Genomic DNA, 24,204 nt, shown 5'->3' on the forward strand with positions numbered 1-24,204 from the left:
TTAGTTGTGCGGCGTGGCTGGGGTGGCGTTGGCTGCGGTCAGGGTGTCACCCTGGAAGCCGCCGCCCAGCGCTTGCATCAGTTGAATCGACAGGTCGATCTGCTCAGCATTGAGGTTGGCCAGTTGACGCTGGGCCTGGAGCAATTGCTGCTCGATGCTGAGCACGTCCAGGTAGTTGCCGATGCCGGAACCGTAACGCTGGACGACGGTGTTGTAAGAATCCTGAGCAATGTCGGTGGCGTGCTGCTGCGCACCGATCTGCCGGCCGATGTCACGCAACTGGTTGATCGTGTCGCTGACATCGCCCAGTGCTTTCACCAGACTTTTGTTGTACTGCGCCACCGCCAGATCGTAATCGGCGTCGCGCGCATCGAGGTTGGCGCGCAGGCGTCCGCCGTCGAAGATCGGCACCGAGATGGTCGGGGCAATGTTGAAGAAGCGACTGGCCGAACCGAACATCGCGTCACCCAACAAAGATTCGGCACCGGCCGAGGCCGTGAGGTTCAAGTTGGGATAGAAGCGGGTTTTCGCCGAGTCGATGTCCTTGCTCGCGGCTTCTACCCGCCAGCGTGCAGCAACCAGATCCGGGCGACGACCGAGCAGTTCCGCCGGCAGCACCGACGGCACGGCGACAGCGCTGGCTTGTAGGACTTTCGGTCGGGCGATTTCGTTGCCGCGATCCGGGCCTTTGCCGAGCAGCACGGCCAAGGCGATCTTGGCGCTGTTCAGGCGTTTTTCCGCATCGATCAGGCTGGCTTCGGAACTGGCTTCCAGACTTTGTGTTTGCTGGAACTGGTACTGACTGTCGATCCCGGAACTCAGGCGACGCTGGCTCAAATCGAGCATCTGTTTGGTGCGCTTGAGGTCTTCGTTCGCCAGGTCATAAACGATGTGCGCCTGACCGAGATCGCTGTAGGCACGAGCGACATCGGCGGCAAGCGTCAACTGCGCAGCCTGAAGATCAACTTCAGCGGCGCGGGCCTGACCGAGTGCAGCTTCCCAGGCATCACGCTGGCCGCCCCAGAGGTCGAAGTTGTAATTGAAACCGGCGCTGACGTTACGCACGGTGGCGTAGGCATCGCCCTGCCCTCGCGGGTCCTGATCCTTGGCCAGACGCGAACGGCTGATGCCGGCGCTGGCGTCGAGGGTCGGATAGCGTTCGGCGTCGGCGGCATACGCGGCGGCACTGGCCTGATGGGCGCGTGCTTCGGCGATTTGCATGTCCGGGCTGTCGTGCAGCGCTTCGCGGATCAGACCGTCGAGTTGCGGATCGCCGAGGCTGGTCCACCAGTCGCTTTTCGGCCACGCGGCTGGCGACAGGGTCACGCCGTTGAGGGATTGGCTGGCATTGAGGCTTTTCGCATCAAGGCTTTTGCCTTGAGTGTCGAGGCCGCTGTAGTTGGCGCAGCCGGCGAGGATCATCGCCGACAGCACCAGCGTCAGGCTGCTGCGCAAGGTTTTACCGCTCATTGTGTTCACCTAACCGCTGGATGGTGATCGGGTCACCGGCTGCCAGCAGAATTTTCTTGAGGATGTATTCCAGGGTCTTCAACTCGTCCGGAGTGACGGCGCCGGCCAGTTCATTCATTGCGTCGGCGCCGATGTGCGGCAGGCGATCGGCCAGTTGCTGGCCCTGTTCGGTCAGTTTCAGTTGCACCTGACGGCGATCGCCTTCGCTGCGTTGGCGAACTAGGAAACCTTTCTGCTCCAGACGATCGAGCATGCGCGTCATCGAACCGCTGTCGAGCGACAGGTGCCGGCATAGTTCGGCCGGGGTATCGACGCCGAACTGGGCCATGATGATCAACACCTTGAACTGCGCGGCGGTGATGCCGTGGGGTTCCATATGGGTGTCGATGATCCGGTCCTTGAGCAGCGCGGCACGGCCAAGCAACAGGCCGAGATGGCAGTGTTTGAATTCGTCCGGGGTGAAATGCTTCATTTGCTCACCTAATAACTGCCTAGGCAGTGAATGTATGTCGAGATGTTACTGCCTAGGCAGCGAATGTCAACGTAATAGTTAGGTTGCTTTGCAATTAGTTGACCAATGGAGTTGGTTTTTGCGGCGCCCACGCGGACGCTTTCGCGAGCAAGCTCGCTCCCACAGGGTCTTGCGTCAGCCAAACAATATTGGCAACGGCACAAAACCTGTGGGAGCGAGCTTGCTCGCGAAGGGCGCGACTCGGTGTAAGTTCGGTCAGGATTCGTCAGATGGATGCACAGGCGGCTGCACAGGATGCACCTCTCTCCCGCGCAACGCAGTGGCCACATACCCAAGCGCACGCTTGCTCACCGCATAAATGCTGTGCCAGCCCGGCGGCGCCGGCTCGATCGCAGCATGCAACGCTCGCGCATAGTCGAGCACCAGTCCGGGCGTCCAGGCCATCGCCTCGGCGCGTTTGCGCACTTGCGCGGCAACCCAGAACTCGGGGCTGAAAATGATTCGAGCGAAATCGAGCATGCTCGAATGCCCCCGGTTCATCGCCCCTTCCAAGGCCGCTTCGAGACTATGGGCGACGGCACTGGAACAGTTGCGACTGGTCAGGTTGTACGTGCTGTTCTGCCGATACTCCGTCCAGAATGCATGCAGACGCCGGGGGTCGTAATGGGCAAAACTGACTTGCACCGAAGACGGACACCAGTCCGCCACCTCACCGGCATAGTCGGGCAGAAACCGGCCGGCAACATCGTTGTTCGGCGTCGCCCGCAGCAAGCGCACAAAATCTCCCGCCGAACGATCGATGTCGTCCTGCGGGTAATGGCTGATGTAAATGTCCGGGCCGCATTCCAGTGCCGCATGGCCGGCGGAGATAACGCCGTTGATGTCGACTGCTGCGATGTAGCGGTTAAGTAGCCGATTGCGCACCAGGGTGTCATCGACTGTGCCGCTGGGGGTCCAGACATGAATCACCAACGCGTCGCTGCTGGCCGGCGCACTCACTGCAGCAGGACTGGTCAACGGCAACTGGTTTTTGAAGCGCACGGATTGCCGCAACAACGCGCAGCCCGAAAGAAACAGGCTCATGCCAATGCAAAACGGCACCGTGCCCTTATACAGCGTCGGATACGGCTCAAGGATAAACACGCCAAAGCCGATTTCGAACAGCCCCGCCAGCAGCGACACTCGCCAACCGACAAAGCGCACCACCAGCGCAGCCGCTAGCCTGAAGCCCCCATCAATGATGAAAGCCCCGCCAAACAGCACTGCCAGAATCAGCCCGGCAGCATGTTGCCGGTCGACGATCAGCAGCCCCAACAAGAGAAAAGCCAGTCCGCGCGCTCTGCGCAGGGCCGCAGCGGTCCCGGCTTGCGGTGCCGGCACCAGCAGCAGGATCAGCGCTTCGAGCAACAACAGATAACCGAAAAGATGCAGCGGGAAATACAGAACACCGTCCAGCGCATCAATGAAGATGCCCACACCGGCCGCGCCCCAGACAATGCCCGTCAACGCCAGCGCGGACCAACGCTTGCGGACAAAGTCGTGACCGAGCAAGACCATACTCAAGCGGACCATATGACCTCTCTGGTAAACCGGGGGACGCACAATCTGCACGGTTTTCAGGCTCAGGTGAGTCTAATACATCGTTGCGTTTGCAGATTCGCGCGAGGGTGTTCTAAGAATCGCCTGATGTCCATCGGTATACACCGCGTTTAACGTACGCCGCTCTTTGGCCAATTACGTAAACCCTCTTCATGAAGCGTTTCAAAGTCCAGCGCCCGCTCCTGTTCTGTATCGCAGCCACCTTGTTTGCCTGCGCCTCGAACGTGATGGCCGGCAGCTGTGTTGCAGTCGACTCAAAGACTGAAACCCTCAATTTTGGCGCCAGTCTCGCCAGTTCCAGTCTGACCATTCCTGCCGACACACCCAATGGCACCGTGGTCTATCAGGACACCGTGCAGTCAACCGCCCATGTCTGGAGTTGCTCGAAGATTTCCCTGTTTGGCATTCAGATGAATCCGAAACTGGGCACTGCCACCGGTACGGACAGTATTTTTCCGCTGGGCAAGAGCGGACTGTCCTACCGCGTCTGGTTCCAAGCCCTGAGCCGTTACGAAACAGCTTTGCAAGCCATCGCCGCCAACTCCGCCTATGGCTTCGGCGCGAACTCTGTGCGTCTGGAAATCATCAAGACCGGCGAGCTGACGTCAAAAGTCAACATCGACGCGGGGTATCTGGGCAGCCTGCAGGACGATGATCTGATCCTGAAGAAACTTAACCTGATGAACCCCATCGTGCTGAACGCCGCCTCCTGCCAGACCCCTTCCGTCCCGGTCGCGATGGGCGATGACTATCAACTCCAGGACTTTAGCGACGCGGGCGCCAAACCCCGCACCGTGCGCTTCGACATTGCCCTGAATCAGTGCCAGACCGGCATCAAGAAAGTCACCTATTCACTCAAAGCCACCACGCCCGTCATCGACGCGACCAAGGGCATCGTCGCCCTCAACAGCACCTCCACCGCCAGCGGCATCGGCCTGCAATTGATGAACGATGTCGGGCAGCCGATTTCCTTCGATACCACCTACCCGTTCAACGCCTTCACCACCACCGGCACCGATTTCAAGATCCCGTTAACCGCCGCGTACTACCGTCTGCCCACGGGCGAACTCAAGGCCGGCAGCGCCAACACCGAAGTCACCTTCATCGTCAACTACCTATAGCATTCTAAGGATCGTCTGATTTTCCCCGCTCCCGGCCCTGCCTAGAGTGCCGGGATGAGATTGAAGAACTACCTCCATCAGATCAGCCCGCTCCTGTCCTCGCCCGATGCGGCGCGGCGTCTGCTGCGCATTTTTGCCCTGGTCCTGCTGGTGGGCATTCTCGGCGGCGTCTACAGCTTCCTGCTGTTTACCTTCAACAATGAGATTTCTCAGCGGCGCAGCTACATGAGCAGCGCCATCGCTGAGGCGCATACGTTTTTCACCACCCGCGAAGCGCTGCTGGAAAGCCTGAGCCTGTCGGCCACGCGCAAGGCCGAAATCAACGTGCCAGTGTCCGAAGAGGAAATCCGTCTGCTGCTGGGGCAAACGCCGGGCAAGCAATGGAGCATCTGGCTGACCCAGCGCATGCGCGATTACCTGAAAGCCAAGCAGCTCAATCTGCTGTATGTCAGCAACGGCGGTCATGTATTGCGGCTATACAACGCGACGCCGCTGGTCGTCGGGTTGCCACAGTCCACGCTGGATCAACTGGAGTCGCTCAAGCTCACGGCGACATTATCGGAACTGTGGCTGACCCATGCTGCAGACGGCCACTCGCGGCTGTACATCTTCATCCGCCTGGATGAACGCGACGTCCACTCCGGCTGGCTTGGTCTGGAAATGGACGACCGTGAAGTCTCCAGAGCCTTGAACGACCACAGTGCCGGCGAGTTCACCATGTTCAACTCACAAGGCAAACCGCTGTTCAGCAACAGCCACAAACCACCGCCAGAACAGCACCTGCCGTTGCTGCGACAACAGGATTTCTTCGGCTTCGTTGGCGATGGCTGGCTGCCCGAGCAATTGGTGTTGCGCAAGCAGCTGAAATCCTCGGACTGGCAGCTGACTTACTCCATCGACTTGCTGGCGGTACTGCGTGCCCTATGGCCACAAATGCTCGGCGCGCTGCTGTTTTGCGTGTTGAGTATCAGCCTGGTGTGCCTGTTGGTCCGACGTCTGGAGCATCGTTTCATTACCCCGGCGATCCAGCGCATTCAGGCGCTGGTGGAAAGCGAACTGTTCAGCCGCGACGTGATTCAGACCGCGCCGGTGGCGCTGTGCGTGTTGCGCCGCAGTGACGGTCAAGTGGTGCTGGATAACACCCTCGCCCGACAATGGCTGGGCCAGTGCAGCGAGCAACTGGGGGCTGGCTGGATCCGCGATGCGTTTGACCAACACTCTCCGTGCCTGACCGATTACTTCGAGACTGCCGACGGTCGGCACCTGTACCTGAGCTGTGCGCCGACCCGCTACAAAGGTGAAGACGTCTTGCTCTGTGCCTTCAGTGACATCAGCGCTCGGCGACAAATCGAAGCAGCACTGGAACAGGCACGCCAATCGGCCGATGCTGCCAACGAAGCCAAGACCTTGTTTCTGGCGACCATGAGCCACGAAATCCGCACCCCGCTCTACGGTGTGCTGGGCACGCTGGAACTGCTCGCGCGAACACAGTTGGACACTCAGCAGAAAAGTTACCTGCGGGCGATCGAGGGATCATCGGCGACGTTGCTGCAGTTGATTTGCGACGTGCTCGATGTGTCGAAGATCGAGGCCGGGCAACTGGCGCTGGAGCTGAGCGAGTTTTCCGTCCCGGAACTGGTGCACGAAGTGGTGCAAGGCTATGCCGCCGCCGCGCAAAGCAAAGGCCTGCAACTCTATGCCTGCCTGGACCCGCAACTGCCTGAGCGCTTGATCGGCGATGTCAGTCGGGTGCGGCAGATCCTCAACAATCTGCTCAGCAACGCGGTCAAGTTCACCGATTCCGGGCGCGTGGTATTGCGGGTCAGACTGCTCGCTCGCGAAGGCGAACGCGTGAACCTGCAATGGCAGGTTTCCGACACCGGCAAAGGCATCGCCCATGACGATCAGGCGTTCATTTTCGAGCCGTTCTACCAGACCGCCGGCAACACCAATGTGGTCGCCGGCACGGGCCTCGGTCTGCCCATTTGCCAACGTCTGACGCATTTGATGAACGGCACTCTGCGCATGGTCAGCGAGCCGGGCCTGGGCAGCAGTTTTTCCCTGAGCGTGCCGCTGGAGCAACGTTCCTGCGAGGCGCCAGCCGCCGCTTCGCCACCATTGGCAGCGGATATCGTTTATGTGGTCTCACCGATCCGCGAACTGGCCGACAGCATCAGTGGCTGGTTGCGTCGTTGGGGCGCCCGCGCGCATATCGGCGCACCGGACGACATCGAGCCTGATACAACGGCAGTGTTGCTGGAACTGTATCCCGCGGCCTTCGGACAGCGCCCGAACCTGACATGGCGCGGGCCGCGCGTACTGGCCAGCGGTGACGGCGCCCATGAGCCGCAGTTCAGCGGCGACGGCTGGCAGGTCAACCTGAATGATCTCCTGGCGATTCAACGGGCCGTTCGCCAGGCCCAGAGCGGCCAGATTATCCACCGTCCGCCAGACACTGAAGCCCATGCCCTGCGCCCGTTGCACCTGCACATTCTGGTGGCCGAAGACAACGTCATCAATCAACTGATCCTGCGCGATCAGCTCGAAGAACTGGGCTGCACCGTGGCGCTGGCCAGCGATGGCGAAGAGGCCTTGTCGCAATGGCGCGATGCTGCGTTCGACATCGTCCTGACCGACGTCAACATGCCCCGCCTCAACGGTTACGAACTGGCCAAAGCGCTGCGGCGCCTCGGTTGCTGCATTCCGATCATCGGCGCGACCGCCAACGCCCTGCGCGGTGAAGATGCGCTGTGCCTGGCTGCCGGGATGAATCACTGCCTGGTCAAACCTTTTACGCTACGAGCCTTGTTCGCTGTCCTGGCTCCCTACGAACGAGTCGCCCATGAAGCCCTGTAGCATTCTGATTGTCGAAGATCACCCCTTCCAGCACCTGTACTTGCAGAACCTGTTCAGCGAGTTGGGCGACTTCGATCTGGCGTGCGCCAAGGACGGCGAAGAAGCACTGGACTGCTTGAAACAACGCGACTTCGATCTGGTGCTCACCGACCTGCTGATGCCGGGCATGGATGGCGTGCAATTCATTCAGGGCCTTGCCGCGCAACGCTCACGTCCGGCATTGGCGATCATGAGCGCCGCCTCACGACGCATGCTGATGGGCGCGAGCCTGGTGGCGAGCAACCTGCAAGTGAAAGTCATCGGGCTGATTTCGAAACCGGTGAATGCCGCCGCCCTGCGCTGTCTGATCGATCAATTGCAGGCGCTGCGCCAGAGCGTCCCGGCGGCGAGCCATCCCGGCATCGATCGCCAGAGTATCTGCAACGCCCTCGACAACGGCGAACTGCAAGCCTGGTTTCAACCCAAAAAAGCCTTGAACAACGGCCGGATCGTCGCCGCCGAAGCACTGGTACGCTGGAATCACCTCGAACATGGCACGCTGCTGCCCGGGGTATTTTTGCCGGCGTTGATTGCGTTCGGTCTCGAAGAGCCGTTGCTCTGGTGCGTGCTGAAACAGGCGATCGCCGCCCAAGCCACGTGGCGCGAACAGGGCTATGACATTCCGGTTTCGGTCAACCTGCCCACGCACCTGCTCAACAGCCACGACCTGCCCGACCGCATCCTCGCTTTCGTGCTTGCCCATCAGGGCTTGCCCGCGCGGATCTGTTTCGAGTTGATGGAGTGCTCGGTGCCCGATGACATCAGCAATTTCTACGCCGGCGCCTGCCGTCTGCGGATCAAGGGTTTTGGTCTGTCGCAGGATGATTTCGGCAAGGGCTACAGCTCGTACATGAACTTGGTGTCGGCGCCGTTCACCGAACTGAAAATCGACCGCGCGCTGGTGCAAGGCTGCAACGCCAACGCCGAAATGGCGCAAGCGCTGACCAGTATTGTCAGCCTCGGTCGCCAATTGGGTTTGACCGTAGTGGCCGAAGGCGTGGAAACCGCACAAGAACTTGCTCTGTTGCGTAAAATCGACTGCACTCAGGTTCAGGGTTTCCTGATCTCCCACGCCGTTTCAGCCGATCAGTTCCAGCACTTGCTGACCCACGACGGGCCGGCGACTGCCTATTGAGCGGCACGTGGCTGTTATTGAACGTCGCTCGCTACCGAGGTCACTGTGTCCAAAGGCTGCCCCATCTCCGCTGGTCAGGCGCTGTAATGCCGCATACCAATGCATTTCTGGACAAACTGGCCAGCAGTTCGCTGCGTTTGAACAAAACTCTGCTGCTGCTCGGCGCCCTGGTGTTGCTGTTGTTGGGCATCAGCTATCTGGGCGTGCAACGCATGCTCGAAGAACAGCGCGACACCCTGCAATTTCACTTCGCCCGGTTGATGGAAAATATCCATGAGCAGGAAGTGTTCCTGCGCGATATCTCCCAGGCCAGTGCCAAGGGCCAATATTTTCCTTTGGTGGTGTTGCCCACTTATTCGCAAAAACCCCTGCCCGAGGAAGGCCCGAATGTCTATGAGGGCCGTGGCTTGCCGTTCTCACTGCCGTTCAGCGTAAAGATCGATCCGCAGAGAATCGCCGCCGACCAGTACCCCAAGGTTTTCGCGCTGGGCAGTTATCTGGCCGCCTACTACAGCGCGTTCTGGGCGGCCTCGCACTATCAGTCGCCGCAAGTGATCCTGCTCAATGGCCCCGACAACTTCGACGTGGCCGTGCCCTCCGCCGGGCGCTTGCGCGGTGCCGGCCCGATGCAGATCGGCGCGTTTGCCCAAGTGATGAGCCAGGTGAACCAGCATGCACGCGAGCAGTCATCAGTCGCTGATCGTCAAGTGCATTGGGTGCCCTACCCGTCTACTCAGGACAACGAGGCAACGCCGACGCTGCTGGCCTACGTCAGGATCAATCTGCTCCAGCCTATGCAGGCCATCGAGGGCGCCGATTCCTGGGTGGTGCTCGGCACGTTGCTGAAACTGTCCCAGGTCAACAACATCGAGCGCTTGATGGAGTGGTCGATCTACGATGACTTCACCTTGATCACCCCGGTCGGCGTGGTCTTGACCGGCGCACAGAGATCCGACCAGGAACTGGATGAGGGGATAAATTTCGACCGTGACGGCCTGGTGTTCAAACTGAGCAGCCCCGGCGCACAGCACTGGACCGCGATCTACGTCATCAGCCTGCGCAGTTTTCTCAGCTATGCGCTGTGGCCATTGCTGTGCCTCGTGGCGGTGGTGCTGGCGTTGCTTGGTTGTGGTCGGGTCATCAATCGTTGGTACACCGCGCGCGTGATACTGCCTGCGCAAAGTGCGCACGCGAGCATCGCCGAAAGCGAGGCCTTCAGCCGTGCGGTGATCGACACCGCACCGACCGGCCTGTGCGTGATTCGCCGCAGCGATCACCACGTGCTCCTGGAAAACCAGCGCGCCCAGCAATGGCACGACAGCAGCCGTTTGATGAGCCTGCTCAAGTCACACAGCGAGTCCGGCCATGCCGATCTCGAGATCGACGGGCGTCATCTGCATCTGGCCTTCGTCTCGACCCGTTACCAGGGCCAGGATGCCTGGTTGTGTGCGTTGCACGATGTCACCCGGCACATCGAAGACGCGGCCGCCCTGGAAGAAGCCCGTCAGGCCGCCGACTCGGCCAATCAGGCCAAGAGCCGCTTCCTCGCCACCATGAGCCATGAAATTCGCACGCCACTTTACGGCGTGCTGGGCACCCTTGAATTGCTCGGGCTGACTCCGCTCGCGCCGCGTCAGCAGGTTTATCTGGACACCATCCAGCGTTCCTCCGCCAGCCTGTTCAAGCTGATCAGCGATGTGCTAGATGTGTCGAAGATTGAGGCCGGGCAAATGACCCTTGAGCTTCAGGACTTCTGCCCGCTGGAGCTGACTGAAGATGTCGTGCGTACTTACAGCGCATTTGCCCGCGCCAAAGGCCTGCAACTGTATGCCTGCATCGATTCGACGTTGCCGGACCGACTGCGCGGTGACCCGTTGCGCATCCGCCAGATCCTCAACAACCTGCTGAGCAACGCGATCAAGTTCACCGACAACGGCCGCGTGGTATTGCGCGTGCGGGTGGTGCAAAACGCCGCTGGCAACGCCCAAGTGCAATGGCAGGTCAGTGATTCCGGCGTGGGGATTTCCCAGGCGCAACAAGCGCAGTTGTTCGATCCTTTCTATCAGGTCAACGATGCCGACAGTCAGGTCGGCGCGGGTCTGGGCCTGGCCATTTGCAAATGGCTGTGCGAGTTGATGCACGGTCAGTTGAGCGTGGTCAGTGAACCCGGACTGGGCAGCAGTTTTACCCTGCAACTGGAGTTGGAGAACGTGCCGGGCGCATTGGCCGACTGCCCCGCGTTCGTGGCCGGAAGCCCCGCCGTTTATGTTCGTGCACCCGTTAACGAACTGGCGCTGCACCTCATCGCCTGGCTCAATCGTTTTGGCCTGGATTGCCGCTTGGTGACAACCGAGATGCCGCCATCGGCGGCGCTGCTGGTGGACCTCATGCCCCTCGACAATGCCCCGCGCTGGAACGGGCCACGGATCGTCGCCGTAGCGGGCGGGCCAAACCCGTCGCAACTGAATGGTGCAGACTGGGCGGTCGACGCCGACGATGTGCGCGCAATTGCCTGGGCGATTGATCTGGCACAACACGGCACCAATGCGCAGCGCCCAGCCTCGTTGCAGGCAAAGACCCGCCCACTGAATCTGCAAGTGCTGGTGGCCGAAGACAACGTGATCAACGCGGCAATCATCAAGGAACAACTAGAAGCACTGGGCTGCGCGGTGGTCGTCGTCGCGAATGGCGAACAGGCCTTGGCACAGTGGGCGCCCGGTCGTTTCGATCTGCTGCTGACCGACGTCAATATGCCCGTCATGAATGGCTACCGGCTGGCCGAGGCCGTACGCCAACAGGACGCGACGCTGCCGATCATCGGCGTCACCGCCAACGCCCTGCGCGAAGAAGGCGAACGTTGCGCCGCCGTCGGCATGAACGCGTGGATGGTCAAGCCGCTGAACCTCGCGACGTTGCGCGCGCAACTGGAACAGCATTGCAAAATCGCGCTGGCGTCGGCTATCGACGCCCCGCCGGCGCTATCAGCAAAAATGCGCGAGTTGTTTGTCACCACCCTGCGCCAGGATATTCAGACCACCCTGGCAGCACTGGATGCGGCCGACGCCAATAGCGTGGCGCAGCAACTGCACAGCATGGCGGGAGCGCTGGGTGCGGTGCAGATCAATGCCTTGGCCAGCGCGTTTGTCGAGCTGGAATACCGCTTGACCGGCATGGCAGTGACGCCCGCTCTGGCCGTGGCGGTGCGACAAAATCTGACGCGGCTGCAAGATCTGCTCGACTCCCTCGAATAACTTCACTCTGGATAAATCACTCATGGAAACCTTCAACGTTGTCATTGCCGATGATCATCCCATCGTGCTGCTGGGGGTACGGGAACTGGTCGAGCGCGACCAACGCTTTCGCGTGGTGGGCGAAGCCGTTGGCTCCGATGAGCTGATCCAGCTGCTGGAGACCAAGCCCGTAGATTTGTTGATCACCGACTTCAACATGCCTGCCGATTCGACCTATGGTGACGGCCTGAAACTGGTGGAATACCTGATAAGGCACTTTCCCAAGGTTCGAGTGCTGGTACTGACCATGATTTCCAATCCATTGATCCTGACGCGCCTGCAGGAACTGGGTGTGCTGGCAGTCATTCAGAAAAACCAGTTGCACGACGAAATCGAGACCGCCCTCAAAGCCATTGCCAAGGGCAGCCCTGTGCGCTGGCAGGCACCCGCGCCGACATCGGTAGTGAACGACGGCGCTGATCTGGATGAACGGTTTTCCCGGTTGTCGCCCAAGGAACATGAAATCCTGCGTTTGTTCGTTCAGGGCCAAGGCGTCAACGACATTGCCCGTTACTTGAACAGAAGTGCTAAAACCATCAGTACGCAAAAAATATCGGCAATGCGCAAACTTGAGGTCAGCAGTGATCAGGAACTATTGACTTATTGCATAGAACGCAACTTGTTCAGTTGATAAAGCAGGACACTTTTCGCCAACTTCCGTACATATAGGAATCGTCTGATGTTCCATCGGTAAAACGAGTTTTATTGTGTTGCTTTAACCCCACCAATGGAAAAGCAACATGAAAAAGTTATCCCGAACGCTTCTCGCCCTTTCGATCTTCGCTGCCGCCGGCAATGTCCTGGCAGCCGACCCGCCGGTGACCCCGACCAAGGCTGGTAGCGGCACCATCAACTTCACCGGCACCATCAACAACGATGCCTGCTCGGTTGAAGGCGCCGGAAGCAACAAAACCATTTCGGTCAACATGGGCGAAGTGTCGATCAAGGACATGGGCACCGCCACTGCACCTAAAGGCAACGGCACCCTGAGCGCCGAAAACTTCGACATGAAGATCAACTGCAACGCCGGCACAAAAGTGGCGATGATCTTCGAACCGACCAAGGGCGCAGGCTCGGGCATCGTTGCCGGGACCAAAGTGCTGAAGCTGATCGACGGCCTGGGCGCTGCGAAGAACATCGGTATCGCCTTGCTCGACTCCAATGGCGCGTTGATCGACCTGAGCTCGCCAGCCACCGCGAAGATCGAAAACACCCTGCAGGACAGCAATACCACGCTGAAATTTTCGGCCGCCTACGTCACCACGGTTGACCCGAAACTGGCTGTTGCCGGTCGCGGCGACGCCACTCTGCCGTTCACCCTGCAATACGAATAACCCGCGCGAATACTCGAGCCCAGTGCGGGGCCGCCCGGCCCCGCGCTTTCAATCACTTGCGCGGTAACCATCATGTTTTATCGTCACTTACTGTCCTTTTGTGCAGGCCTGCTGGGCCTGTTCGTGGTCAACCAGGCCACGGCCGGCATTTCCCTGAGCAGCACCCGCCTGGTCTTCGACGGCCAGCACAAGGAAGCCGGCATCACCGTGCGTAACAGCGGTGCAGATGTCCTGGTCCAGTCGTGGATCGACACCGACGCCAGCGAATCCGCTTCCGTGCCATTTGCGGTCACACCGCCGTTAGTGCGCGTCAGCGGCGACGAACAGCAAATACTGCGGGTCATCTACGAAGGCACCGGCATGCCGACCGACCGCGAATCGGTGGTCTGGTTGAACGTGCAGGAAATCCCCCAGACCGCGAAGACCCAGAACACCTTGCAGCTCGCCGTACGTCAGCGCATCAAGGTGTTCTTCCGCCCGGCCGGTCTGAAAAAAAACGCCTATCTGGCACCGAGCGAATTGACCTGGCGCCTGGCCGAGCGCGCCGGCAAAAGCGTGCTGGTGGTGAACAATCCCGGCCTGTATCACGTGTCGATTGCCGATATCACCTTGCAATCCGGCGCACTCAGCGAGCACCCGTTTGATTCGATGATGATTGCCCCCGGCGAACGCAAAGAGTTCGACCTCAAACAACTTCATTCAACTAATGCGGCAAATTTGTTGTTCAGCAGCATTAACGACTATGGCGCGCAAGATCGTTTTACCGCGCAACTTTCCAACAGCGCCGACACCAGCGCCAGTCCAAAGAAAGAAACGCCATAACTCGCGAATCGCTCTGATCGCACACTTTCACTGTATTTCTCTTCGCTCCGTTAGTTCGTATCGGAGGTGATATAGGGTTCCTGCATGTTTTTACTCAAACGCGACGGCCTGGCATCGTTGATGATCGCCTCGGCGATCAGCTCCGCGTGCCAGGCTGACGGCGATGAACAGTTCAACACGTCGTTTCTGCAAGGTGCCGCGTCGACTGTCGATGTGCAATCGCTGCTCGCCAGCAACAGCGTACTGCCCGGCAACTACCGGGTTGACCTCTACAGCAACGACACGCTGGTCGGACGGCGCAACATCGACTTCCGTCGCCACCCCGGCAACGGCAAGATCCAGGCCTGCCTGACCCTGGAAATGGTCCAGCAATTGGGCGTCGACATCGCGAAGTTGCAAGCCGGCGGCAAACTCAACGCTGACGACCCGAACGCCTGCCTCGACCTGCCGGCATTGATCGAACATGCCAGCGTGCGTTACGACGTGCCGCGCCTGCGCCTGCTGGTCAGCGTGCCGCAAAGCGCCATGGAACGTGGCCGGCGTGGTTACGTTGACCCGGCCCTGTGGGACGAAGGCGTGCCTGCAGCGTTTATCAACTATCAACTGAGCAGCAACCGTAACAGCACGCAGACCGCCAACACGCTTTCCAATAACGTCGGCTTGCGCAACGGCATCAACCTGGGTGGCTGGCGCTTGCGCAACGAGTCCAACTTCAACAGCAGCACGGGCCAGCCGAGCACCTTCAAAAGCAACCGCAGCTATCTGCAACATGACCTGACCGCGTTGAAAGGCCAGTTCAGTGCCGGGGATATTTTCTCCGACGCCGACCTGTTCGACAGCGTGCGCTATCGCGGCTTGAAACTGGCCTCCGATGACGGCATGCGCGCCGACAGCGAGCGCGGCTATGCGCCAGTGATTCGCGGGATTGCCCAGTCCAGCGCCACGGTGGAAATTCGTCAGAACAACTACATGCTCTACAGCGCCAACGTGCCACCGGGCCCGTTCGAGATCAGCGATATTTATCCGAGCGGTTCCAACGGCGATTTGGAGGTGACGATTATCGAAGCCGACGGTCAGCGTCGGGTGACGGTGCAGGCGTTTTCCAGCCTGCCGATCATGGTGCGCCAGGGGCAGTTGAAGTACAGCGTCTCGGCCGGCCGCTACAACAGCAACAGCGATGATCAGCAATCGCCGCAGTTCGTCAGCAGCACACTGGCCTATGGCATCAGCAGCAACTTGTCCGGCATCGTCGGCGTGCAAGCGACCGAGGATTTCCAGGCGTTGTCCGTGGGCGCGGGGCGTAATACGCCGATTGGTGCCGTATCGCTCGACGTGACGCATTCCGCCAGCCGCACCTTTGGCCAAATGGTCAAAGGCAACAGTTTGCGCGCGCTGTACGCCAAGACATTTACCGGCACCGACACCAGCTTCACCCTCGCCGCCTATCGCTATTCGACCGAGGGTTATCGCACCCTCACCGACCACGTCGAGGAACTGAGCCACGAGGGCGAAAAACGCACGGGCAACTCGAAAACCCGCACCGACCTGACCATCAACCAGAGCCTGGGGACTAACCAGCAATATGGCAGCGTTTACCTCAACGCCAGTGACCAGCGTTATTGGGGACGCGGCGGATCGCAAAGCCTGTCGGCGGGTTACAGCAATTACTGGGGCGATGTCAGCTACAACCTCGGCGCCACCTATACCAAGGACGTCGGCAACTATGGGCCAGCGAACAATGACACTTTGGTCAATCTGTCGCTGTCGTTCCCGCTGGGTTCAAAACCGCGCGCGCCGCGAGCGTTCGTTTCCGCCAGTACACAGAAAGCCACCGACAGCACCCAGGTCGGAATCAACGGTTACCTGACCGAAGACAGCGACACTTATTACTCGGTGCAAGGCGGCAACAGCAGCACTGGTGGCAGCAGCGGTTCGGCCAATATCAGCACGCGAACATCGGTGATGGATATCAGCGCCGGTTACAGCCAGGGCCGCGGCTACAACTCGCAGAATCTCAATCTGGCCGGCTCGATCGTCGGCCACGGCGGCGGGATCAACCTCGGGCAAACCGTGGGTGAGACGTTTGCGCTGGCGCAGGTCGAAGGGGTTTCCGGGGTGAAAATCGGCAGTTTCTCCGGAGCGAAAACCGGGCGTAACGGCTATGCCGTGGTGCCCAATGCGCAGCCCTATCGCGTGAACTGGATCAACCTCGACACCCGCGATCTGGGCGCCGATATCGAGATCGATAACGCGACCCGGCAAGTGGTGCCGCGCCGCGGTGCAGTGGTGCTCGCGCGCTATGCGAGCAAGACCGGACGCCGCGTGCAATTTGCTTTGTTCGATGCGCAGCACCGGCCGATTCCCTTCGGCGCGTCGCTTGAAGATGGCGCGGGTAAGCAACTGGCGATCTCCGACCCGAGCGGCAAGGCACTGGCGTTGGTCGAGGATGACGCCGGCACGCTGACCATCAACTGGCAGGGCCAGCGTTGTGAAGCACCGTATGCGTTACCTGAACGTGACAAGGCGTTGAACTATGAACGGGCCTCGCTGGTGTGCCGCCCGTCCCCAGTTAATTTGCCGTAAGAAAAAATCCTTGCCCACCACAGATCAGTGTAGGAGTGAGCCTGCTCGCGATAAGGCCATCAGCCGCACCATTGATATCGACTGAAAAAACGCCATCGCGAGCAGGCTCACTCCTACAGGGGAACGCATTCCAAATGTAGGGGTGAGCCTGCTCGCGATTGAAGCGGCTCGGTTCAGGAGAAAGCGCGATCTAGAAATCGCGCTTGTAGAAGATATCCAGCGAACTCGCGACGCCACTGGCCGCCTCGACATACACCTTCTTGCTCAGCTTATAGCGCAGCGCAATGGTGCTGGCCGGTTCAAACACGCCCACGCCATAACGCAGACTGAGCTTCTCGGTAATATTGCCGCTGGCCACAACACTGGTGGCATCGCCGCTGCCCGCCGTGTCGAGCTGAAAGTCCTGAATGCCCAGATCCTTGGCCAGGCTGCTGGTGACCCCGGAGCTGCCCATCAAGCCCAGACCCAACGCCGCTTGCGCGAGCATGTTGTTGTCTTCGCCGTTGGTGCTCAGCGGGCGACCCAAGACCAGATAGGACAACGCCTGCTCCTGGCTCATCGCCGGCTCGGAGAAGATCTGCGTAGTCGGCTGCTCGGCACTGCCGCTCAGGCGAATACCGGCGATCACGTCGTCGGTCTGGCGGATCGCTTCGATGTCCAGATACGGCTGATCGAGGGGGCCGGCGAACAACAGACGCGCACGGCGCACTTGCAGGCGCTGACCGTAGGCACTGTAGCGACCGTCGTTGAGCCACAGTTCGCCACGGGTGTCCATGTTGTCGCCGATGTGCACATGGCCTTTCACGTTGGCGGTCAGGCCGAAACCGGCGAAAGCCAGTTTGTCTTCGCCGACCACCACGTCGATGTCCATTTTCATCGCCATCGGCGGTTTGTCCTCTTCGGTCTGCGCACCGACGATGATCGTGTCATCGGAGACTTTCACCGTTGATGGCGGCAATTCGCGCACGGTGATTTCGCCTCGCGGAACCTGCACCTTACCGGCAATCGCCAACTCATCGCCGGCCATGGAAATCTTCAGATCCGGGGCCACTTCCAGCTTGGCATACGGCTCGACCGTGACTGGCAATTGCGTGCCTTTGAGCGCCAGATCGACCACCAACGCCTGACCCCAGGCGACGTTACCGTTCAGACTGCCCTGCCCGCTCTTGCCGCTTCCCCAGCCGCCGTCGAGGCGTACCGATTCGCCGGCAATCACAGCGGTGAATTGCAGATTCTGCAGCTCCATCGGCAACTCGGCGCCGGACACTTCGCCATCGCTGAGTTGAACGGTGCCGTTGACCAGCGGCGCGAGCAATCCGCCGGAAATCGTGCCGCTGCCATTCAGGCGGCCGGTGAGTTTTTCAACCATCGGCACAAACGGCCGCGCCACCGACAGATCCAGCCCGCTGAGGCGGAACGAGCCGCTCAGTGGTTTGTTTTTCGGCAGTGGATTGAGCTGCGCCTGCACCATCAACTCGCCGAGTTTGCCGCCGACGAAATTGAGTTCGGTATCGACGCGCTTGGGCGTGAGTTTGCTGGTGAGTTTCAGGGTCTGGTACGGGAAGTCCAGCCACTGATCCTTTTCCTTCATGCGCAAGGTGCCGCCGCTGGCGTCAATGCTGACAACACCGTTCGGGCCGCTGGCTGGCAGATCCAGTTGCAGATCGGCGTTGAGCTTACCCTTCCAGGCAAAGTCTTTCGGCAACCATTGCGCGAGGCTTTCGATCGGGAATTGCTTGAGGTGGTAGCGCAGTTTCGGCTCCGGCATCAGCCGTTGATCTTCACCGCACAGGCTGGCGTCGCCGGACATCCAGCAATGCGCGCCAAAGTTGATTTTGCCGTCTGCCAGACGTTCGAGCTTGGCCGGGCTTTGCAGTTTCCAGTCCTGGCCACCGGCCTGAATATCGCCACTGGCCAGACGACCACGCCAGTTGCCCTTGTCCAGATTGCCATCCAGACCGAGGGCTAGTTTCAGCTTCGGCCCGATCAGATCGAGGTCGAGTTTCTGCTTTTTGATGTCGCCTTGAGCGCTGGCGGTCAAAACGCCCAAGTTAGTGTCGCCGGCCTGAATGCCGCTGCCTTTCAGATCGATCTTTGCCCGCTGTGCGCTGTCGAGAGTCGCATCGAGGTTGAGGCTTTGCAGGCGATTGTCCTGGAAGGCCAATTGCGAACCTTGCAGATCGAGTTTGCCCTGCGGCGCTTGCAGCGTGCCGGCGACATTGACCTGACCGTTGACCTGCCCGCGCAATTGCGGCCAGAGCTGGGCCAGTCGCGACAGCTTGATATCGATCTGCCCGGTGAGCTTCTGTTGCAGGCTACCCTTGCCGCTGATGCTGTTGTCGCCGAGGCGGATTTGCAGGGCATTGAGGTTCCACTGTTCGCCAGCGCCATCGGCCTTGGCCTGGAGGATCGCCGGTTGCCCGCGCAGTTTGCCTTTCAAGTCGAGGTCGGCGGTCAGGCTCAGGCGTTCATTCTTCATTTCGCCTTGGCTTTTCAGCGGCCCGGCCAAGGTGCCCGGCAACTCGGCGACCCAGTAAGCCGGGTTGAGCGCCGACAGTTCCAGCGCGGTGTCCCAGGCGATGCCATCGGCGAACTGCACATTAACGTGCCCTTCAGCCTTGCCCTGCCCGGCTTGCATTTTCAATTGCGGCAAAGCGATCTGTTTAAGGCTGCCGCTGAACGGACTGCTCAGGGTAAACGCGCCCGCCGGGCCATCCAGTGCAGCGGCGAAGTTGCCGAGGTACTGACCATCGGTGTAGGAGACTTCGCCCGTGAAGGTGCGCAAAGCGACCTCAGGTTCGTCTATTTCGTTGTAGAGCCGATGCCACGGAAAGTCCTGCCAGTTGATGTTGGCTTGGGCGCTGAGGCCTTTGCTCCAGTCAACACTGCCGGTGAGTTTCAGGCTTTGTTTGTCGTTGGCCGTCAGGTCGAGGCCGGCAATCTGCGCGCCACTGGCATCGACTTTGCCTTGCAGCAACAGCGCGACCGGACCTCTGTCGGCAGGCAGCGTGGCGTTGCCGTTGAGCTGGTAACCGCTTTTCAGGTCACCCTCACCGGTCAGCACCAGTTGGTTGAGTTGCAGGGTGTCCGGCAGGTCGGCGCTCGGTTTGAACGCATCGGCGGTGATGCGCACTTTGGCCGGCAGGTTTTCCGCCAGCGGTTGCAATTCACCACTCAACTGGCCGTCAAGGTAACCCCGGCTGTCGGCGTGCAGGTTGAGGGTTTTCAACAGGTCACCGTCGATCTTCAACGCCAGCGTCCACGGCTCCGTACCCGGCGACGGCAACGTCAGGTCGCCGCTGATGTTCAGCGGCCAGTTGCCGGTCGGCGCGAGTGTGCCGGACAGGTTCAGGCTGAGGTCGTCGCGCTGCAATTTGATGCTTTCAATCTGCATGCCCTGGGCAGTCCAGTGCGCTGCCAGTTGCAAACCCTTGAGCTGTTCGCTGCCGTTGAACAACAGGCTGCCGACCTGCACGTCGCCCAGCTCGATGGCCACCGGCAATTGCAGGTCCGGCAGTTTGATCGGGCCGCTTTCGGTGGTTTCTTCGCTCGGCGGGAATTGCAGAATGACCTGATCAGCCTTGAGCTGTTCGATGCACAGGGTCATGCGCGTCAGGCACAGCGGCGACCAGGCGAAGATTGCCTTGTTCAGCTCGACGCGGCTGCTGTCCTGCTGCCACAGCAGATGATCGGCACTCCATTGCCCGCCGAGGCGACCCTGGAAATTCTCCACCTTCAGCCCCGGCACGAGCCCCAGCACCCAGCGGCTGCCGGCCGCCGTGCCGAGTACGGCGGTGACACTCAATACAATCAACAACACCAGCGCCAACACCGCCAGCGCCGTAATTTTCAAACCACGCTTCACAGCTCAGGCCCCATGGAAAAGTGCAGCCGGATGCCGCCATCGTCGTCGAGTGCGTGGGCCAGGTCGAGGCGGATCGGCCCCACCGGCGAGACCCAGCGCACACCAATGCCGACCCCGGTCTTGAGGTTCGGCAGTTCGAGTTTATTGAAGGAGTTGCCTTGGTCGACGAAGGTCGCCACGCGCCATTTTTCGGCGATCGAGTATTGATACTCGACGCTGCCGGCGACCATATAGCGGCCACCGATGCGATCGCCTTTGGAGTTTTCCGGGGACAGGCTCTGGTAGTCGTAACCGCGCACACTTTGATCGCCACCGGCAAAGAAGCGCAGCGACGGCGGCACCGAGTTGTAGCCGTTGGTGGCGCTGCCACCGACCTGCACGCGACCAAGGAAGCGATGTTTGTCGAACACCGTGGTCAGGCCTTTGACCAGCGCCGTGCCATACAGCAGGTTGTTGTCCGAACCGAGGCCTTCCTTCGCCACTTTGCTTTCGAAGCTCAGGCGATAGCCGTTGTGCGGGTCGATGCGGTTGTCGCTTTTCAGATACGAGTAGCTGATGCCGGGCATCAGCAAGGTACTCAGGCCGGAGTCATCGCCGAGTTCATATTCTTCACGCTGCCATTTCAGCGAGATCACCCGCTGCCAGCCGCTCGGTAATTTGCTGTGCCATTCCGGGCCGAAGGTCAGCAGTTTGCTCAGGGTGTCGGAGCCGTCGATGTCTTCGAATTGATAGCCGCCGGCCCAACGTAGTTTGTCGGTCAGTGGCGGGTCGAGCGGGATGTCGTAGAACAGCCCGACGTTTTGCCGAGGTGCCGAGAGTTCGGCTTCCCAGCCATAGCTGTCGCCCTGCGGGTTGACCCAGTGGCGCGTCCAGTTGGCTTTGATGCGCGGGCCGACGTCGGTCGAATAACCAAGGCCCAGGCCCATGGTCCGTGGCTTGCGCGTGTCGAGTTTGACGTCGACCGGGATCACATCGTTCTTCGCGGCGGTCGGTGCGGCATCGACGCGTATGCCTTCAAAATAACCGCTCGATTGCAGGTCGCGATTGAGCTCTGCGATCAGCTCGGAATCGTACGGCTCGCCTTCCTTGAACGGCACCATGCGTTGCAGCAGGTCTTCGTCGAACGGCGTGTCACCTTCGAATTTGACTTTGCCCAGCGCATAACGCGGGCCGCTGTCGTAGATCAGTTCGATGTCAGCCACCCCGGCGCGCGGGTCGACCATGAGTTTTTGACGGGTGAAATGGCCACTGAAGAAACCGAAGCGCGAGGCCTGATTCTGAATAAGTCTTTTGGCGTCTTCGTAACGCCCATGGTTGAGCACCGCGCCGGACTTGAGCGCGTCGCTTTTCGGTACACGAAAGGATTTGAGGGAGGCAGCCGGGCCGTCGACACGAATGGTGACGTTGCGCAGATGAATCGGCTCGCCGGGATCGATGTTCAACACCAGGCGCGGCTTGTCGCCGCCCTTGACGTCACTTTCGATCTGCGGCTGGTAATAGCCCAACGCCTGAGCCGCTTTGCGCGCCTGCTCTTCGGCACCGCGACTGAAGCGCTGCAGGGCTTCTTCGTCACGGTCGCCGAGACTGCCGATATAGCCTTCTATATTGGCCTTGAGTTCATCGTTGGACGGTTTGATCCGCACATCCAATTCACTTTGCGCCAGTGCCGCACAGCTGGATAACAGCAAGAGCACGCCACTGGTAAATCTTCCTGGAAACTTCATAGGCGCGGATGCTATCACGGGCTTGGGAGCGTGATAGAACAGGAAATTTCCCAAGAAGTTCGATTGTCATGCTGTTGCAGTTTGTAACACCTGCGGATTGGCGTGGAAAAATACGTGTTCGCGCACCGGCCCGACGGCAACTTCGCCGATCTCTTCGTAACCCTGTCTTTTATAGAATTCCAGGTAACGCGGGTTGCCGGTGTCGAGCACCACGCCTTGCGAGGTTTCGTCAACGGCGCACCAGTTGTGTACGGCGGTCAGCAATTGTTCACCGAAGTGTTTGCCCTGGAACTGCGGATGAATTCCCAGCAATGGCAGCATGTGCACCGAATCGCTGGGTACACAGGCAGCAACGGCATCGTGGTACTCCAGATAGCGCCGAGTGCAGCGGAAACCGGTGCTGAGCACCATGCGCAGGCGCCACGTCCAGCTTTCGGTGATGCCCAGGCGTCGTTGCGGTGGCGCGATCAAGGCGATGCCGATCAGACGGTCGTTGACCAGCAGGCCGATGGCCGGCAGATCCTGCAGAAAGTGTTGCTTGACCAGTTCCCGCACCGTCGCCCGCACCCGTTGCTCATAGCCGGGACGCTCGGCTTCGAACAGGTAGCCGAAGGTCGGCTCGTGGCGATAAGCCTGATAGAGCAGCGAGCGGGCTTCGCGGGAATAGCCGCGGTCGAGCATATGAATGTCGGCGATGGCGGTCTGGGTTTCAGGCATGACAGTGACTCTCCCCGGGGCGCGTTCAAATGGCGGCGCTCTTGTTGGTACGAACCCTGTAGTGGTGGCGTGGTTCCCCACAGGTATAGACCAACCTTGGATCTTCATCGACTGGGCGGACGCTATCGCGAGCAGGCTCACTCCTACATTTGGAATGCGTTCCCCCTGTAGGAGTGAGCCTGCTCGCGATGGCGCCATTGCTGACAACACAAATCCCACAGACAAAAGTGATTTCTCCTACCCCACACTGGCCCATCTCCCCCATGTCAGCTAGCATCGCCCTTTTGCCAGGACTGCCGACCATGAAGATCGTTTCCTTCAACATCAACGGACTGCGCGCCCGTCCGCATCAGCTGGCAGCGCTGATCGAAAAACACCAGCCGGACGTGATCGGTCTGCAGGAAACCAAGGTCCACGACGATCAGTTCCCGCTCGAAGAAGTCCGCGCCCTCGGCTACCACGTGTATTTCCACGGCCAGAAAGGCCATTACGGCGTGGCCATGCTCTCGCGCAAGGAGCCGATCGCCATCCATAAAGGTTTCGCCACCGACGAAGAAGACGCTCAGCGTCGCTTTATCTGGGGCACGTTCGCCGACGCCAATGGCGTACCGGTGACCATCATGAACGGCTATTTCCCTCAGGGTGAAAGCCGCGACCACCCAACCAAATTCCCCGCCAAGCAGCGTTTCTACAGCGATCTGCAAGCGCTGCTGGAAAGCCAGTTCCACAACGAACAGCCGCTGGTGGTGATGGGCGATGTGAATATTTCCCCGGAGGACTGCGACATCGGCATCGGCCCGGACAACATGAAGCGTTGGCTGAAAACCGGCAAATGCAGCTTCCTGCCGGAAGAGCGCGAGTGGATGGCGCGCCTGAAAAACTGGGGTTTGACCGACAGCTATCGCCACTTGAACCCGGATGTGACCGACATGTTCAGCTGGTTCGATTACCGCAGCCGTGGTTTCGAGGATGAACCGAAGCGCGGGCTGCGCATCGATGTGATTCTGGCGTCGCATGGTTTGTTGCCACGGGTGAAGGCAGCGGGTGTCGACTATGAATTGCGCGGGATGGAAAAGCCTTCCGATCATGCGCCGATCTGGCTGGAACTCAGCTGATCCCTAGCCTTACGCAATACCTGTAGGAGTGAGCCTGCTCGCGATAGCGGTGAATCAGACGA

Annotated in this window: 15 protein-coding genes; 9 read left to right on the plus strand and 6 right to left on the minus strand. The window is 60.0% G+C overall.

The features are described from left to right. The 3 genes from AB4O01_RS09250 to AB4O01_RS09260 form a co-directional block, all read right to left on the minus strand. The gene (locus AB4O01_RS09250) at window positions 1–1,470 is read right to left on the minus strand and encodes an efflux transporter outer membrane subunit (RefSeq protein ID WP_460091447.1); all 1,470 of its coding nucleotides are present in this window, start codon (window positions 1,468–1,470) and stop codon (window positions 1–3) included. Beyond that, window positions 1,460–1,942 (minus strand): MarR family winged helix-turn-helix transcriptional regulator, encoded by a 483-nt coding sequence (locus AB4O01_RS09255; RefSeq protein ID WP_150592326.1) that lies wholly within the window; start codon window positions 1,940–1,942, stop codon window positions 1,460–1,462. Before AB4O01_RS09255 ends, AB4O01_RS09250 begins: the two co-directional genes overlap by 11 nt. 255 nt (window positions 1,943–2,197) lie before the next feature. Beyond that, entirely contained in the window at window positions 2,198–3,514 is a 1,317-nt protein-coding gene (locus AB4O01_RS09260; protein WP_460091449.1) for a hypothetical protein, read from the minus strand. A gap of 179 nt (window positions 3,515–3,693) precedes the next feature. Here AB4O01_RS09260 and AB4O01_RS09265 point away from each other — a divergent pair, with 179 nt between their 5' ends. From AB4O01_RS09265 to AB4O01_RS09300, 8 genes are all read left to right on the plus strand, one after another. After that, complete coding sequence (locus AB4O01_RS09265) at window positions 3,694–4,662, plus strand: fimbrial protein (RefSeq protein WP_460091450.1); 969 nt, start codon at window positions 3,694–3,696, stop codon at window positions 4,660–4,662. A gap of 54 nt (window positions 4,663–4,716) precedes the next feature. Further along, entirely contained in the window at window positions 4,717–7,518 is a 2,802-nt protein-coding gene (locus tag AB4O01_RS09270) for an ATP-binding protein (protein ID WP_460091451.1), read from the plus strand. After that, window positions 7,505–8,692, plus strand: coding sequence for a response regulator cyclic di-GMP phosphodiesterase PvrR (gene pvrR / locus AB4O01_RS09275; RefSeq protein ID WP_460091452.1), 1,188 nt, complete (start codon window positions 7,505–7,507; stop codon window positions 8,690–8,692). The genes AB4O01_RS09270 and pvrR overlap by 14 nt, the downstream gene beginning before the upstream one ends. 86 nt (window positions 8,693–8,778) lie before the next feature. Next, complete coding sequence (locus tag AB4O01_RS09280) at window positions 8,779–11,943, plus strand: hybrid sensor histidine kinase/response regulator (protein WP_460091454.1); 3,165 nt, start codon at window positions 8,779–8,781, stop codon at window positions 11,941–11,943. 22 nt (window positions 11,944–11,965) lie between these two features. Then, window positions 11,966–12,613: a response regulator gene (locus tag AB4O01_RS09285; RefSeq protein WP_460091456.1), complete on the plus strand. Its 648-nt coding sequence runs from the start codon at window positions 11,966–11,968 to the stop codon at window positions 12,611–12,613. Window positions 12,614–12,722: 109 nt separating this feature from the next. After that, complete coding sequence (locus AB4O01_RS09290) at window positions 12,723–13,316, plus strand: fimbrial protein (RefSeq protein ID WP_460091457.1); 594 nt, start codon at window positions 12,723–12,725, stop codon at window positions 13,314–13,316. 72 nt (window positions 13,317–13,388) lie between these two features. Further along, complete coding sequence (locus tag AB4O01_RS09295; RefSeq protein WP_460091459.1) at window positions 13,389–14,138, plus strand: fimbrial biogenesis chaperone; 750 nt, start codon at window positions 13,389–13,391, stop codon at window positions 14,136–14,138. An 84-nt stretch (window positions 14,139–14,222) separates the two neighbouring features. Then, a complete protein-coding gene (locus tag AB4O01_RS09300) occupies window positions 14,223–16,721 on the plus strand; it encodes a fimbria/pilus outer membrane usher protein (protein WP_460091461.1) in 2,499 nt (832 codons plus the stop codon). A 190-nt stretch (window positions 16,722–16,911) separates the two neighbouring features. Here AB4O01_RS09300 and AB4O01_RS09305 read toward each other — a convergent pair whose 3' ends face one another. From AB4O01_RS09305 to AB4O01_RS09315, 3 genes are all read right to left on the minus strand, one after another. Continuing rightward, window positions 16,912–20,586 (minus strand): translocation/assembly module TamB domain-containing protein, encoded by a 3,675-nt coding sequence (locus tag AB4O01_RS09305; RefSeq protein WP_460091462.1) that lies wholly within the window; start codon window positions 20,584–20,586, stop codon window positions 16,912–16,914. After that, on the minus strand, window positions 20,583–22,310 hold the full coding sequence (locus AB4O01_RS09310; RefSeq protein WP_194935626.1) for an autotransporter assembly complex protein TamA: 1,728 nt from the start codon (window positions 22,308–22,310) through the stop codon (window positions 20,583–20,585). Before AB4O01_RS09310 ends, AB4O01_RS09305 begins: the two co-directional genes overlap by 4 nt. 66 nt (window positions 22,311–22,376) lie before the next feature. After that, window positions 22,377–23,027 carry a GNAT family N-acetyltransferase gene (locus AB4O01_RS09315; RefSeq protein ID WP_460091463.1) on the minus strand — a complete coding sequence of 217 codons (651 nt, stop codon included), beginning with the start codon at window positions 23,025–23,027 and terminating at the stop codon, window positions 22,377–22,379. Between the two features lie 302 nt (window positions 23,028–23,329). Between AB4O01_RS09315 and xthA the strand changes: the two genes are divergently transcribed. Next, window positions 23,330–24,142: an exodeoxyribonuclease III gene (gene xthA, locus AB4O01_RS09320; protein WP_064389273.1), complete on the plus strand. Its 813-nt coding sequence runs from the start codon at window positions 23,330–23,332 to the stop codon at window positions 24,140–24,142. Window positions 24,143–24,204: the final 62 nt, after the last annotated feature.

Source organism: Pseudomonas sp. S2_E02, from assembly GCF_054668355.1.